This window comes from Sandarakinorhabdus sp. (assembly GCF_031430775.1).
Taxonomy (GTDB): Bacteria; Pseudomonadota; Alphaproteobacteria; order Sphingomonadales; family Sphingomonadaceae; genus Sandarakinorhabdus.
The window spans coordinates 1-13,471 of sequence record NZ_JANPCD010000131.1; the positions used below are offsets into that span (position 1 = coordinate 1).

A 13,471-nucleotide genomic window follows, 5' to 3' on the forward strand; every position below is an offset into this window, starting at 1 on the left:
CCGTGGCCGCCGTGGGCGTATCGGGCGCCACCAGCCAGGAAGACGGGCTGATCGCGGCCGCCGGTGCCGCGACCGTGGCGAAGTAACGGCGCCACCGGCATTCAGCCATTGCGTCACGGCAAGTTTCTCGTGCAGTCTGGAAATGCCCCTCAAGGAGACACTGTCATGATGCTTCGCACATCCATCTCGCTCGCAATTGCTCTTGCGCTTGCGGCCCCGGCGCTGGCGCAAACCGGACATGTCGCTGAACGCCAGGCCATCATGAAGGGCAATGGCAAGGGCGCCAAGGCCGGCGGCGCCATGCTGAAGGGCGAAGTGCCCTTCGATGCCGCTGCTGCGCAGAAAATCCTGTCCGATATGGCCGCTGGAGCCAAGGCGTTCGGCACGCATTTCCCCAAGGGAAGCGAAACCGGCGGTGACACCGAAGCAGCGCCAGCGGTCTGGACCAAGCCGGCCGAGTGGAAAGCCGCCGTGGCCAAGTTCGAGAAAGATACCGCGGCTGCTGCTGCCACCAGGCCGGCGGCGCTGCCAGCCTTTGGCCAGGCGTTCTCGACGGTCACCGCCAATTGCAAGAGCTGCCACGAAGCCTTCAAGATCAAGAAAGGCTGAACCGGAAAGACTGCTGCGTGCGCCGTTTGTGGTCATGGCTGGCGGTTGGCGCCGCAGGTGCGCTGGTCGTCATCGCTTGGCTGGCGGCACCGCAGCGACTTGCAGATGACGCTATCGCTGCGCCCGGCAGCGGCAATGCAACGCGCGGTGCACGCATATTCGCGCTGGGCGGCTGTGCGTCCTGCCATGCGGCAGCCGGCGCCAAGGGCGAGGCACGGCATGCGCTGGGCGGCGGCGCGGCGCTGGTCACGCCCTTCGGCAGTTTCCGCGCGCCCAATATTTCTCCCGACCCGCGCCATGGCATCGGCGCCTGGTCGCTTGCGGACTTTGCCAATGCCATGCAGCGCGGCGTCAGCCCGGACGGCCGTCATTATTATCCGGCGTTCCCCTATGCGTCCTATGCGCGGATGACCAAGGGCGATGTTGCCGACCTGTTTTCCTACCTGCGCACCTTGCCAAAGGTCGCAGCACCGTCTGCCACATCGGGCGTGGCCTTTCCCTATAGTATCCGCTCCGGCATCGGCCTGTGGAAGCGATTGTTCCTGACGTCTGCACCGGCAGTGACCTTGCCGGCCAGCGCCTCGCCGCCGGCGCGCGCCGGGCAATATCTCGTCGAAGGACCCGGCCATTGCGGCGAATGCCACACGCCGCGCACGCTTGGCGGGCTGGGCCGGCTCGACACGTCACGATGGCTCGCCGGCGCCGCTGATCCCGAAGGACGCGGCAAGGTGCCTCGCCTCGCTGGCATCGGCTGGTCAGCCGAAGAAATCGCCGATTATCTCGAAACAGGCTTCACCCCAGACTATGACGCGGTCGGTGGCTCCATGGCCGATGTGCAGCGCAACATGGCACAATTGCCTGCCGGCGACCGCGCTGCGATGGCAGCCTATATCAAGGCATTGCCGCCACAGTGACTGTCACTGTACTGCAACAGAACAACATGAACTTTCCGTCATATTTCTGGAATGCTTGCAAGATTCCCCGGCGGGCGTAGCGTTTGCGCAAAGAACAAACTGGGGAGAGAGCCATGGCAGTCAACAATATGCGGATTCTGCTGCGCGTCATCTGCATGACCGGCGTAGCCGCGTCGGCGCTCATTGCCGGTGCCGCACATGCCCAAGCCGCCGAAGCCGAAGTTACGGATTCCAACGAAATCATCGTCACGGCCACCAAGCGCAATTCGACGCTGCAGAACGTGCCCTTTTCGATCAACGCCGTGTCCGGCGCCGACATCCAGCGCGCCAATGCCACCACGCTTGAGGATATCTCGCGCAGCGTCGCCGGCTTGACCGTGCAGAACCTTGGCCCCGGCCAGAGCCAGGTGTCGATCCGCGGCGTCTCTGCTGGCCAGATCGTCCGCGACCAGCCCGGCGTCAAGGAACAGGTCGGCATCTATCTTGATGAATCGGTGATCTCCCTGTCGTTGTTCACGCCAGACATCGATCTGTTCGATCTTGCGCGTCTGGAAACGCTGCGCGGGCCGCAGGGCACGCTGTTCGGTTCCGGTTCGGTCGGCGGCACCATCCGCTACATCACCGCGCAGCCGTCCACCGAAAAGCTTGAAGGCAGCGTCGAAGGCAATGTCAATCTGGTCGACGGCGATGCCTTTGGCTGGTCGATGAAGGGCGCTGTCAATGTGCCGCTGGGTGACAAGGCGGCAATCCGTGCCGTTGCCTACCACACGCGCTACGGCGGCTTTGTCAACGCACGCGGCCCCGGCGGCGGCGAGGATGTGAATTCCGGTGAACGCACCGGCGGCCGCATCGCCGTGATGCTCCAGCCGACTGAAGCCATTACCCTGACCCCGCGCATCCTGTATCAGGAAGTCACGGCAGACGGATTCAACCGGCAGGAAACGTTCAACCTGTTTGCCCAGCCGTTCACCACGACACGGCCGCCGACCCAGTTGGGTGAGCGCGAACAGTTCCTGCTGCTGCGCGAGGCGTTCAAGGACAAGTTCCTGCTCGCTGATTTCACTGCCAGCATCGATTTCGGCGGTGTCGCGCTGACGTCGGTGTCCAGCTATACTGATCGCAGCATTCTGGTCAGCCGCGATGCTTCGGCGCTGACCGGCTCAGTCTCCATCAGCCTTGGTTTCCCGGAAAGCGCGGTGACATTGCCGTCGAACCTGCGCGACTCCACGGAATTGACGCAGTTCACCCAGGAAGTCCGCCTGTCCTCGACCGGGGACGGGCCGTTCCAATGGGTGCTCGGCGGGTTCTACACCGATCAGAAGCGCAATTATGCCCAGCGCCTGCCGACCCCGGGTTATGATCCGTTCACCGATGTGCGCTTTGGCGCCGGCACTTCGGTCGCGGTGGCAAACGGTTTCCCGCTCAACTCACCCTATAATGCGGATATCAACTACAAGCTGCAGCAAAAGGCGATCTTCGGCGAAGCCAGCTATGCTTTTGGCGGCGGTTTCAAGCTCACCGCCGGTGGCCGCTATTATGATTTCACCGAAAAGCGCATCTTCAAATCTGGCGGGATTTTTTCCAACAGCGATAATTTCCTGGACTTTGACGCGCCGGGCAACCGTACCAGCTCCAATGGCTTCACGCCGCGCTTCATCGCCAGCTACGAGGCGTCCAAGGACCTGTCGGTCAACTTGCAGGTATCCAAGGGCTTCCGTCTCGGCGGCGTCAACGACCCGCTGAACGCCAATCTGTGCACGGCCGAAGACCGGGCGATTTTTGGCGGCTATCAGCGCTACACTGACGAAACGCTGTGGAATTACGAAGCCAACGTCAAGGCGCGCGGCGGCGGCATCACCTTCAATGCTGCCGTCTTCTACAACGACATCAAGAACCTCCAGGTCACGCTAGATGCCGGTTCCTGTTCCAGCCGCGTTGTTTTCAACGTGCCCAAGGCGCATAGCGCCGGCGTCGAAGTGGAACTGGGGGCAAACCCCATCGAGGGCCTGAACCTGTCGCTGTCGGGCACGCTGCTTGAAGCCAAGTTCGATTCGACGGTGCGTGACGGCACCGGCGCCGTGCTGGGCGGTATCCGTGACGGCAATGTCCTGCCGACCGTACCAAGGTTCCAGATTTCCGCCTCGGCCAATTATGAACTGCCGGTTTCGGACACCAGCAAGGTCGTGCTGAACGCATCGATCCAGCATGTCAGTACGCGCTTCACCCAGCCGGCCGACCAGGAAAACAACCCGCGCAGCTTTGTCTCGAACCTGCCATATGCCGGCGCGTCGGGCCTGAATGCCACGGTCATCGACCTGCGCCTGCCCAGCTACCAGCTCGTCAACCTGAGCGTTGGCTGGCAGAACGAGGCAGGCTTCTCCGTCACGGCCTATGTCAACAACCTGCTCGACCAGACGCCTTTGCTGTCCTTTGACCGTGAACGCGGCGGCCGCGCACGGCTTGGCTTCAACATCGGCCAGCCGCGCACCTTTGGCGTGACGGCGCGGCAGACATTCTGACCGCATGTGTCCGGGCGGCGGTCCAGGGTCAGGACCCGGCTGCCGCCCGCAACGATCTAGCTGCACTTTCAAAGTGCGGCTCAATTTGATGTTGCCAAAGGCGGCGGGCGCGGCGATACGGACGCTGGCCATGATTGCGAAAAACGCTGCATGACCCAAATGACAGGCCGTCAATGGCTTGGACAAACCCATCATGTGTCCTATGGACAAGTGATATGTTCAAGTAATACAGTTGAGCGACGGTGTTTGAAGGATGCGGACGATCATGAAGGTTCGAGCAGCAGGTTTGGGTATGGCAGGTCTCGCGGTCTCCGCGCTGGCACTGGCCGCGCCTGTGGCCGCGGAAACGCTGGCTGGCGCGTTGGCAAAGGCTTATCGCACCAATCCCACGCTGAACGCCGCCCGTGCCAACCAGATGGCCACCGACGAAAACGTGCCGATCCAGCGCGCCGCTGGCCTGCCCAGCGCCGAACTGAACACGACTTTCAACGAAAACGTGCTGATTCCGCCCGGACAGTTCATCGTCATCCCGCGCACTGCCAACACCCAGGCCCAGATCAATGTGCCGTTCTACAATGGCGGCGCCATCAGGAACGCCGTGCGGGCCGCAAACGGCCGCATTGCCGCCGGCGAAGAGCAGTTGCGCGGTACCGAATCCAGCGTGTTCAGCCAGGTGGTCGCGGCCTATAATGACGTGCTGCGCGACATGGCCATCGTCGAATTCAACCGTGCCAATGTGAACAACCTCGATGTCAATCTGCGCGCATCCCGCGACCGGTTCGAAGTTGGCGACGTGACGCGCACCGATGTCGCCCAGTCCGAAGCGCGGCTGGCGCAGGCGAACGCCGATTTGCGCACCGCTGAATCCAATCTGATCGGCTCCAAGGAGCGTTACATCCAGCAGGTCGGCGAGGCGCCTGAAGCGCTGACGCCGCCGCCGCCGCTGCCGGGCCTGCCGGCGTCGGTCGATGAAGCGGTGGAAGTGGCCGTCAAGGATAACCCCGATATTGCCGCCGCGCTGAAAAACCTCGAAGCGTCGGGATACGACGTGAAGGCAGCCCGTGCCGGCCGGCTGCCGACGCTCAGCGGCTTTGGGCGGCTCAACCGCAATGACAACTTTGGCGGCGCCATCGTGCCACCGGGCTTTCCGGCCCAGCCGTCGCAGCAGACATCGGGCGTGATCGGCCTGCAGGCGCGCTTGCCGCTCTATCAGGGCGGCCTGCCGGCTGCCCAGATCCGCCAGGCGCAGGCCCGGCAGGGCGCCGCGCTTGAAAACCATGTCATCACCGAGCGACTGGTCATCCAGCAGGTGCGTTCGGGCTTTGCCAGCTGGAAAGCCAGCCAGGATGTGATCAAATCGGCCGAAGCGGCAATCTCTGCCAACAGCCTGTCACTGGAAGGCGTGCGCGCCGAAAACAGCGTCGGCAATCGCACCATCATCGAAGTGCTCAACGCCGAGCAGGAGCTCATCAATTCGCGCGTGCAGCTGGCAACCGCGCGGCGCAACGCCTATGTCGCGGCCTTTGCGTTGATCGCGGCCATGGGCAATGCCGAGGCCCGCGATCTCAGCCTCGACGGCGTCACCCTCTATGATCCCAAGGCCAATGCGCGGCGTGCGCGCGGCAGCTATTTCGACTGGTCGGGCCGCGAGGCGCCCGTGCTGCAATCGACCCGCACGGTGACAACACCAGCGCAGGACGCCAGCGTTCAGGGCCCGCCACAGCCCTGACGCACCTGGCTCAGGCCGCCAGCCAGTTGCCGTGAAAGCTCAGCGGCATGGCGACATTGCTGCGCCAGCTGACCACTGGCCCGTCCGCCACCCGGCGGCTGTCCATCACATGCAATTCGGTGGCGCCGGCATCCAGATTGAGCGTCGTGCCGATCAACCAGCGGCCAACAGGGACAAACTCTTCGACGAGCTGGCGCGACCCGAAGTCATGGGCATCGTCCTTGCCGGTCTGCCAGTCCCAGGTGCCGATGCTGCGCGCGAACGGCCGGCCGGCTCCATATCCGCCGACATGCACGGTGCGCGTGCGCCGCAGCCCCGCAAGCGATGGATCGCTGCGCGGAAATTCGGCCGTGATGCCTGCGTCATCCAGGCTGGCGCGGCCATCGGGGCGCAGCGATACCATGCGCAGCGCCGGCCGTTCGGTGCGCAAATAGCGGCCTTCGATCAGCGCGCTTGCGCCGTCGCTGGCAAACCCGGGGTCATTGTCGAAACAGCCATCGAAACAAATGGTGCCATCGGTTTCCTCCCAGGCGTCGCCGAGATGGAAGAAGAACAGCGGCGGAAGCTCGAACACCCGGCGTTTCGACAGATCATCCTTGTCGATGACCAGTACCTTGGTGCCCAGTTCCGGCCGCCACGCCAGCGAATGTGCAAAGGGCAGCACATTGCGTTCCTTGATCCACGGCTGGAGCACGATCACCAGATGCCGCGCCGTCGCTGTGAAATCATGGGCATAGCTGGCCATTGGCAAGGGAATGGACTGTCCGGCCTCCAGCACGCCGGCCTTTGACAGGCGCCAGACAAAGGCCATCTTGCCGCCCATCCCCAGGTTCCAGATGCGGCCATCGGGTTCGATGCGCGGATGCGCCAGAAACGGCATGCCAGCCAGATCGGGCCGGAAAGTGACCGGGCCCTTGGTGGCCAGCGTATCGGCATCAAGCGCATAGGCCGAGCCGGCTTCCCAAAGCGCCAGCAATTGCCCGCCAGCGACAATCACCGATGTGTTGGCTGCGTTGGTATCGTCCGCGCTGCCGACCAGGGCGCCGGGTCGGGCTTGGGTCTTGAAACCCGGCTGCACCATGGCACCGGCAGCCGTGTCGGTGCGGCGTTTGACGGTATCGACAAAGCGCGCGCGCAGTTCCGCCTTGCCATCAGCGATCTTCCACGCCCGGATCATGCCGTCGCCGTCGAACCAATGGCCAACCGCGGTGCCACCCTGCCGGAACCGTGCCGGGCCGTTGCGGTACAGCGTGCCCGCAAGGTCTGCTGGCGCCCTGCCGTGCAACCGGGCGAGAGCCTGCGGCGCGACATCCTGAGTGAGGTCCCCCACGCCGGCAAACCAGTCGGGCCGGGCAGGTGCTGCGGCTTGCGCGCCGCCGGAGATGGCGGCGGCTGCAGCGAGCAGGGCGGACTGGCCCAGCAATTGGCGACGATCGATCATGGCGCGTGCTCCAGGTTCAGCGGATAGTGATGGCGGTGGTGGCAGCACCGGCACCGACTTCGAAACTGGCCTGCGCCCATGTCGCCGGACCGCCCTGGGGCAGGGCATTGTTGGAGAATGCGAACGGCTCGGTGGGTATGCCAAAGGGGTTGCTGTCCATCTGGCCGTTGCCGTTGATGTCGTGATAGACCTTGATTGCATAGCGGCCGGGGCTGAGGCCGGGGACCTGAAACTGGGCCGTGACACCGGTGATGGAGACCATGCCGCCGCGCACTGGCTTGCCGCCCTTGTCATGCGCCGCTTCGCTGTCGAACAGCGCGATCATGATGGCACCGGTGGGCGCGGCGATGCCGTCGAACGTGATGGTCAGCGTGCTGGTGGGCTGCTGCGCGGCTGCCGGCGCTGGCATGGCCGTGGCGGCAAGCAGGAAGAACGCGGACATGGTGGTCGAAACGGCGAGGTTGCGAAGGATCATCTGGTGTCTCCGGTGGTGCCCGGCGGCGGCGGGATGCCGCTGCCGGTTGCTGTTTTGCTTGTCGCCGGGCACAGATGACTGGTCATGGAGATATGCGCGGGATGACGCCGGAAGTTCGCCAACAGCCCCAGCCTGCCGTTCACGTTGCGCGAACGGTTGATCCGCTGCGCGAACGGACCATGCGCAGCCTGATCATTGGCGTGGTGGCCGCGCTGGTGCTGACCGTGGTTGGCGCGCTGGGTACGGACCAGGCACCGATCGGGCTGCGATTGGGCTATTGGCTCGCCGTGGTCCTGCCGGGCAGCCTGCTTGGCCTGCTGATGGCCTATGCTGTCCAGTCCTGGGGCAGGCTGGAGGGTCGGCCTTTGCTGGAAACGCTGCTGGTGTCGGTGATGGTTGCGGTTCCGCACACTTTCATCGTGGTGGTTGCCAGCACTTTGATGTTCGGCTTCAATGCCATCACGCCGTCGCTCATCGGGTGGTTCGGCGTGGTCGTGCTGTTTGTTTCGCTCGTGCTGACCGCGATCAATTTTGCCACTTCGCCCAAATTGGTGATCGTTGCGGCGCCTGTATCGGCGCCAGTTGCCCCGGCGCCCCAGCCGCAATTCGAAACGCCACCAATACCCGTCGGCCCGCCGACGATGCCGGTCTCACTGGCGGAACGCCTGCCGGTCCGGCTGCAATCAGGCCGCCTGCTGGCGCTGGAAGCCGAGGACCATTATCTGCGCGTCCACACCGATCTCGGTAGCGATCTCGTGCTGATGCGCATGGTCGATGCTATCGCGATGCTGATCGATGTTCCCGGCGCGCGGGTCCACCGCAGCTGGTGGGTTGCACGCGGCGCTGTCGATGGCGCCAGCAGCGATGCCGGCCGCACTGTTCTGCGCCTGACCGGCGTGCTCGAAGTGCCAGTCAGCCGCGCCGCCAAGCCGGAACTGGTGGCCGCTGGCTGGCTTTAACTCTTGCGCACCAGCGTGCCGGCGCCGCGCCGGGTGAAGATTTCCAGCAGCAGCGCGTGCGGCACCCGGCCATCGAGGATGACGGCGGCATCGACGCCGGCAGCGACGGCGGTGACGCAGGTTTCCAGCTTGGGGATCATGCCGCCCGAAATGGTGCCGTCCTCCACCAGCGCTGAAATGTCGTGCGGCGTCAGGTCGGTCATCAAACTGCCGTCCTTGGCCAGCACTCCGGCCACATCCGTCAGCAGGAACAGTCGCGCCGCGCCCAATGCGCCGGCGATGGCGCCCGCCATGGTATCGGCATTGATGTTGTAGGTGTGGCCATCGTCGCCCACGGCCACCGGCGCGATGACCGGGACGATGCCGGCGGCCACCAGCGTGTCGATGATCGACCTGTCGACGGTTTCCGGCTCGCCGACAAAGCCCAGATCGACGGCCTGTTCGATGGCGCTGCCGGGGTCTTTCTTGGTGCGGCTGACCTTGCGCGCCTTGACCAGGCCGGCGTCCTTGCCGGAAATACCTGCCGCCCGCCCGCCGGCTGCTGCGATGAACGCGACGATTTCCTTGTTGATGCTGCCGGCCAGCACCATTTCGGCCACTTCGGCGGTGGCGGCATCGGTGACGCGCAGGCCATCGACAAAGCGGCTTTCGATGCCCAGCCGTTTCAGCATGGTGCCGATCTGCGGCCCGCCGCCATGGACGACCACCGGCGAAATGCCCACCGCCTTGAGCAGCACGATATCCTCGGCAAAATCCCGCGCCCGCTCGGCATCGCCCATGGCATGGCCACCATATTTGACCACAAAGGTCTTGCCGGCATAGCGCTGAATGTAGGGCAACGCCTCGATCAGCGTTTCCGTCTTGGCAAGCATGTCGGGGTGCGGCGCGTGGCTCATGATGCGCCTATAGGGACGAAGGCGCCGGCATGTCGAGGACAAGCGTGCCGCCGATGGCCACAGCCGCCCAGGCCGCCATCAGCGCGGACAGCCGCGCGCGTATGGCCGCCAGCGTTTCGGGCATCAGCGCCAGCACAGGGTCGCCGCGTGCCTCGCAAGTGACGCGGTACATGTCTGCAAATTCGGCGAACGGCACCGGCCCGCCGCTCCCATGAAAACCTCCCCACGCCTCTGCCTGCACCGTCTCGACCAGCCGTTCGACGCTTTGGGCATGGCGGTCGTCCATGCCGGCCCGAAAGCCGCTGTCGCCGCCGGCGGCGATATTGCCCAGAAAGCCGATGGTCACCACTTCGCTTTCGACGGCGAAATGCACCATGTCATGCGGGATGATGCCCTGTTTCGGGCAATCGATGGCGGCAAGAGGGCCATCGGCGGTCACGATATCCAGCCGGTCATATTTGCCGGCGCCCTTGGTAAAGACCAGCCTCACCGCGTCGGAACCGGCTCCGGGCCGCTGTAGTCATAGAAACCACGGCCCGATTTGCGGCCCAGCCAGCCGGCCTCGACATGCTTCACCAGCAGCGGCGCCGGGCGGTATTTGGGATCGCCGGTGGCGTCCTGCATCACCTTCATGATGCTCAAAAGCGTATCCAGCCCGACGAAATCCGCCAGCGCCAGCGGCCCCATCGGGTGGTTGGCGCCCAGTTTCAGGCCCATGTCGATATCGGCAACGCTGCCCACCCCGTCGCCCAGCGCAAAGATCGCCTCGTTCAGCATCGGGCACAGCACGCGGTTGACGATGAAGGCGGGCGCATCGCCGGCCAGAATCGCCGTCTTGCCGAGCCGGGCGGCGAATGCCTGCATCGCAGTGCGGGTGCCGGCACTGGTGGCCAGGCCGGGGATGATCTCCACAAGCTGCATCATCGGCACCGGGTTGAAGAAATGCAGGCCGACGAACTGCGCCGGCCGATCGGTGGCGGCGGCAAGCCGGGTGATGGAGATGGACGAGGTGTTGCTGGCCAGCAGCGCGCCGGCCTTCAGCGTCAGGCCGGCAAAGATTTTCGCCTTGATGGCTTCATTCTCGGTTGCGGCCTCGATGACCAGATCGGCATCGGCAAAGGCGCCATTGTCGGTAGTCAGCGTGATGCGGGCCAACGCGGCATCGGCGGCGTCCTGCGTGATGATCGCCTTTCCAACCTGCCGCGCCATGTTCTTGGAGATGGTGGCCCTGGCCGCGGTGCAGCGTTCCATCGCCACATCCGACAGGATCACATCATAGCCAGCCTGCGCCGACACATGGGCAATGCCATTTCCCATCAGGCCGGCACCGATCACACCGATTGTCTGCACAGTCATCTCCCTTGGCTATTGGAAGACGCCTTAGCCGCTGTTGCCGCTCCGGCAAACGCCGAAGCGGCAAAATACTCAGGCGGTAACAACCGAGCGGCGGCGGCGCATGGCAGCACCGGTCAGGCCAAAGCCTGCGATCAGCATCGCCCAGCTTGCCGGTTCCGGCACACTGAACAACGACGCATCGAACCGGGCCGCATCGGCGCCGGTTACGACAAAGCTGTACAGCCGCGACGGCACCAACGCCTGACCCTGCGGACAGAGCGCACCCAACGCGACTTGGGTGAAGGCCGCGGTGCCATCGGTGCACACGTCAAACTGGATGCCGCTGTCATTCTGCGTCACCGAAAAATCATTGTCGGTGGCCAGCATCAGCGCAAAGCCACCACCCGCCAGCCGCGGACCGATGGCGAGGCCTTCCAGTTTTTCCGGCATGATTTCGCCGGCGGCCAGCAGCGCTGCCTGCACATCAAGGAACAGCAGCTTGCTCACCGGCGATACGCCGCCGGGAAGGGTGTTGCTGCCGGCGAGGCTGGTGCCGGAAATGTCGGTCGCGCCGGCCAGATCGATAAGATACACCCGCTTGGAGCCAACTGGGCCGTTGGGGCTGATCAGATTGTCGGGGCCCTGGCCACGATTGTCGCGTTCGATCACCAGAAAGCTGGTGCCGCCGATCCAGGTGATCGACGATACACCGATGCTGCGGCCCTGGTTGGTGGCACTGAACGGGTTCGATGCAAGCCGGGCGTTGATGTCGGCGATGCTTTCCAATTGATATGCGAATTGACCGGTGGACTGACCGGTTGCGACATCAAACTGCACGATCCGCAGGTTACGGCTGCGGCGGCCATCATTCTGGGCGCCTTCGTTCACCAGTGGATCCTGCAGAATGCCCCACGCGGTCTTGCCGTCCCCCGAAATGGTCAGGCCTTCGTAACCGCGGTTGTCTTGCCGGCCGTTCACGATCGTCGGCCGACCGTTGGCAAAATCAGGATTGCCGCCGGCATTGCGCGGCAGCACGTTGTTCGGCTGTGTAAAGGCCCGCACAAAGGTGCCATTGGCTTTGGTTTCGTACACCGACGGGCCATATTCGTCGGCCACCAGAAAATTGCCGTTGGGCAGGCGAACGATGCCTTCGGAATCCAGCGCGCTGCCCAGCACGCCAGCGCCGCCGGGCTGGCGGCTGGGGTTCAGGCCGCTGAACACCTGGCCGCCCGCCTGGCGAAACACGATGGTGTCCACCACGCGGAAATTGCTGATCGCGCCATTGGCAGCGGTCTCAACCTTGAAGGTTTCGATGCGCGGCGCCCAATCGATGGTGCCGCCGCCAGGACCGCGATCGCTGATGCCATAAAACACTTGTTGACGTTGGTCATACACCATGTCCGAGCCAAAGCTGAGGCGATTGAGGTTGGGGCCATTGCCCAGCGCCGAAATGTCCGTCGCATCGCCGGCAACGTCGATCTTGCCTGCAAAAGTGATGCCAGCGGACGCTGGAATTGCAGAAAGCACGGCAGCAGCCAGAAGCAAATAGCGCATGGATTCCCCCTCTGTTAACGGTGCCTTTGTTAACCATTGCAGGTGACGCTTGCATGACGCTTGCAAGACAGTTTTGTAACGGCCGGCAAGCCCCTGGCAACTTCGGCTTGACCGCAGCCGCCGCAGCAGCAACACCGCAGGAATGACCAGATTGAAAGGCAAGACCGCGCTGGTCACCGGAGCTGCTCGCGGCATCGGCGCCGCCATCGCCCGGCGCTTTGCCGCCGAGGGCGCGACTGTCTGGGTGACCGACACCGACCCGGCCGGCGAAGCCCTGACCCATGAGATCGGCGGGCATTTCGCGCCTCTCGATGTGCGGCTTGAGGCGGATTGGGACCGGGTAATGGCGGCGGTCGGTCCGCTTGATATCATGGTCAACAACGCCGGCATCACCGGGTTCGAAAGCAGCCCCGGCCCGCATGACCCCGAACATGCCAGCCTGGCCGACTGGCGCGCCGTTCACGCCGTCAACCTCGATGGCACGTTCCTTGGCTGCCGTGCTGCCATCCGGGCGATGCGGCCACAAGCGCAGGGCAGCATCATCAACATCTCGTCGCGCTCCGGGCTTGTCGGCATTCCCGCCGCTGCCGCCTATGCCAGTTCCAAGGCGGCGGTGCGCAACCATAGCAAATCCGTGGCGCTGTGGTGCGCCCAGCAGGGCCTGAACATCCGCTGCAACTCCGTCCACCCCGCCGCCATCCTGACCCCGATGTGGGAACCGATGTTGGGCACCACGCCGCAGGAACGCGAAACCGCCATGCGCGCCCTCACCGCCGACACGCCCTTGAAACGCTTCGGCACATCAGAAGAAGTCGCCGCCATGGCCGCCTATCTCGCCAGCGACGAAAGCAGCTATGTGACGGGGAGCGAGTTTCACATCGACGGCGGGATATTGGCGGGGTCGGCAGCTGCGCCGGGTGGGGAGCGTTAGAGCCGACTGCCACGCGGGGTGGAAGGGGAAACCAAGCTCAGACTAAGCTGCCCGGCAACTTCGCGCTTTCAAAGCGGACGTTCGGGCGACCGGACCATAAGCCCCAAAG

At 64.3% G+C, this 13,471-nt stretch carries 11 protein-coding genes and 2 pseudogenes; 6 read left to right on the plus strand and 7 right to left on the minus strand.

Annotation, left to right across the window (positions count from 1 at the left end; all coding sequences use genetic code 11):
* Positions 1-165 precede the first annotated feature (165 nt).
* From RMQ73_RS08070 to RMQ73_RS08085, 4 genes are all read left to right on the plus strand, one after another.
* Positions 166-609, plus strand: a complete 444-nt coding sequence (locus RMQ73_RS08070; protein ID WP_310497616.1) for a cytochrome c — start codon at positions 166-168, stop codon at positions 607-609.
* Between the two features lie 17 nt (positions 610-626).
* Positions 627-1,523, plus strand: a complete 897-nt coding sequence (locus RMQ73_RS08075) for a cytochrome c (RefSeq protein WP_310497618.1) — start codon at positions 627-629, stop codon at positions 1,521-1,523.
* Between the two features lie 113 nt (positions 1,524-1,636).
* Positions 1,637-4,042, plus strand: coding sequence for a TonB-dependent receptor (locus tag RMQ73_RS08080; RefSeq protein WP_310497620.1), 2,406 nt, complete (start codon positions 1,637-1,639; stop codon positions 4,040-4,042).
* Positions 4,043-4,334: 292 nt separating this feature from the next.
* On the plus strand, positions 4,335-5,771 hold the full coding sequence (locus RMQ73_RS08085; RefSeq protein WP_310497622.1) for a TolC family outer membrane protein: 1,437 nt from the start codon (positions 4,335-4,337) through the stop codon (positions 5,769-5,771).
* A gap of 10 nt (positions 5,772-5,781) precedes the next feature.
* Here RMQ73_RS08085 and RMQ73_RS08090 read toward each other — a convergent pair whose 3' ends face one another.
* Positions 5,782-7,212: a carotenoid oxygenase family protein gene (locus tag RMQ73_RS08090; protein ID WP_310497624.1), complete on the minus strand. Its 1,431-nt coding sequence runs from the start codon at positions 7,210-7,212 to the stop codon at positions 5,782-5,784.
* A gap of 16 nt (positions 7,213-7,228) precedes the next feature.
* Positions 7,229-7,687: a DUF2141 domain-containing protein gene (locus RMQ73_RS08095; RefSeq protein ID WP_310497626.1), complete on the minus strand. Its 459-nt coding sequence runs from the start codon at positions 7,685-7,687 to the stop codon at positions 7,229-7,231.
* A gap of 179 nt (positions 7,688-7,866) precedes the next feature.
* Here RMQ73_RS08095 and RMQ73_RS08100 point away from each other — a divergent pair, with 179 nt between their 5' ends.
* On the plus strand, positions 7,867-8,646 hold the full coding sequence (locus RMQ73_RS08100) for a LytTR family transcriptional regulator DNA-binding domain-containing protein (RefSeq protein ID WP_310497628.1): 780 nt from the start codon (positions 7,867-7,869) through the stop codon (positions 8,644-8,646).
* Here the strand turns inward: RMQ73_RS08100 and argB are convergent.
* The 5 genes and pseudogenes from argB to RMQ73_RS08120 form a co-directional block, all read right to left on the minus strand.
* Positions 8,643-9,542, minus strand: coding sequence for an acetylglutamate kinase (argB, locus tag RMQ73_RS08105; protein WP_310497630.1), 900 nt, complete (start codon positions 9,540-9,542; stop codon positions 8,643-8,645). The two genes, RMQ73_RS08100 and argB, sit on opposite strands and share 4 nt — an antisense overlap.
* Positions 9,543-9,549: 7 nt before the next feature.
* Positions 9,550-10,032, minus strand: coding sequence for a hypothetical protein (locus RMQ73_RS08110; RefSeq protein ID WP_310497632.1), 483 nt, complete (start codon positions 10,030-10,032; stop codon positions 9,550-9,552).
* Positions 10,029-10,898, minus strand: coding sequence for a 3-hydroxybutyryl-CoA dehydrogenase (locus tag RMQ73_RS08115; RefSeq protein WP_310497633.1), 870 nt, complete (start codon positions 10,896-10,898; stop codon positions 10,029-10,031). The genes RMQ73_RS08110 and RMQ73_RS08115 overlap by 4 nt, the downstream gene beginning before the upstream one ends.
* A gap of 69 nt (positions 10,899-10,967) precedes the next feature.
* A pseudogene (locus RMQ73_RS14275) lies at positions 10,968-11,063 on the minus strand (PEPxxWA-CTERM sorting domain-containing protein); the annotation flags it as partial.
* A gap of 189 nt (positions 11,064-11,252) precedes the next feature.
* A pseudogene (locus RMQ73_RS08120) lies at positions 11,253-12,638 on the minus strand (esterase-like activity of phytase family protein); the annotation flags it as partial.
* On the opposite strand from RMQ73_RS08120, the gene RMQ73_RS08125 reads away from it, so the two are divergent.
* Positions 12,574-13,362, plus strand: coding sequence for an SDR family oxidoreductase (locus RMQ73_RS08125; protein WP_310497637.1), 789 nt, complete (start codon positions 12,574-12,576; stop codon positions 13,360-13,362). The pseudogene RMQ73_RS08120 and the gene RMQ73_RS08125 sit on opposite strands and share 65 nt — an antisense overlap.
* Positions 13,363-13,471 lie beyond the last annotated feature (109 nt).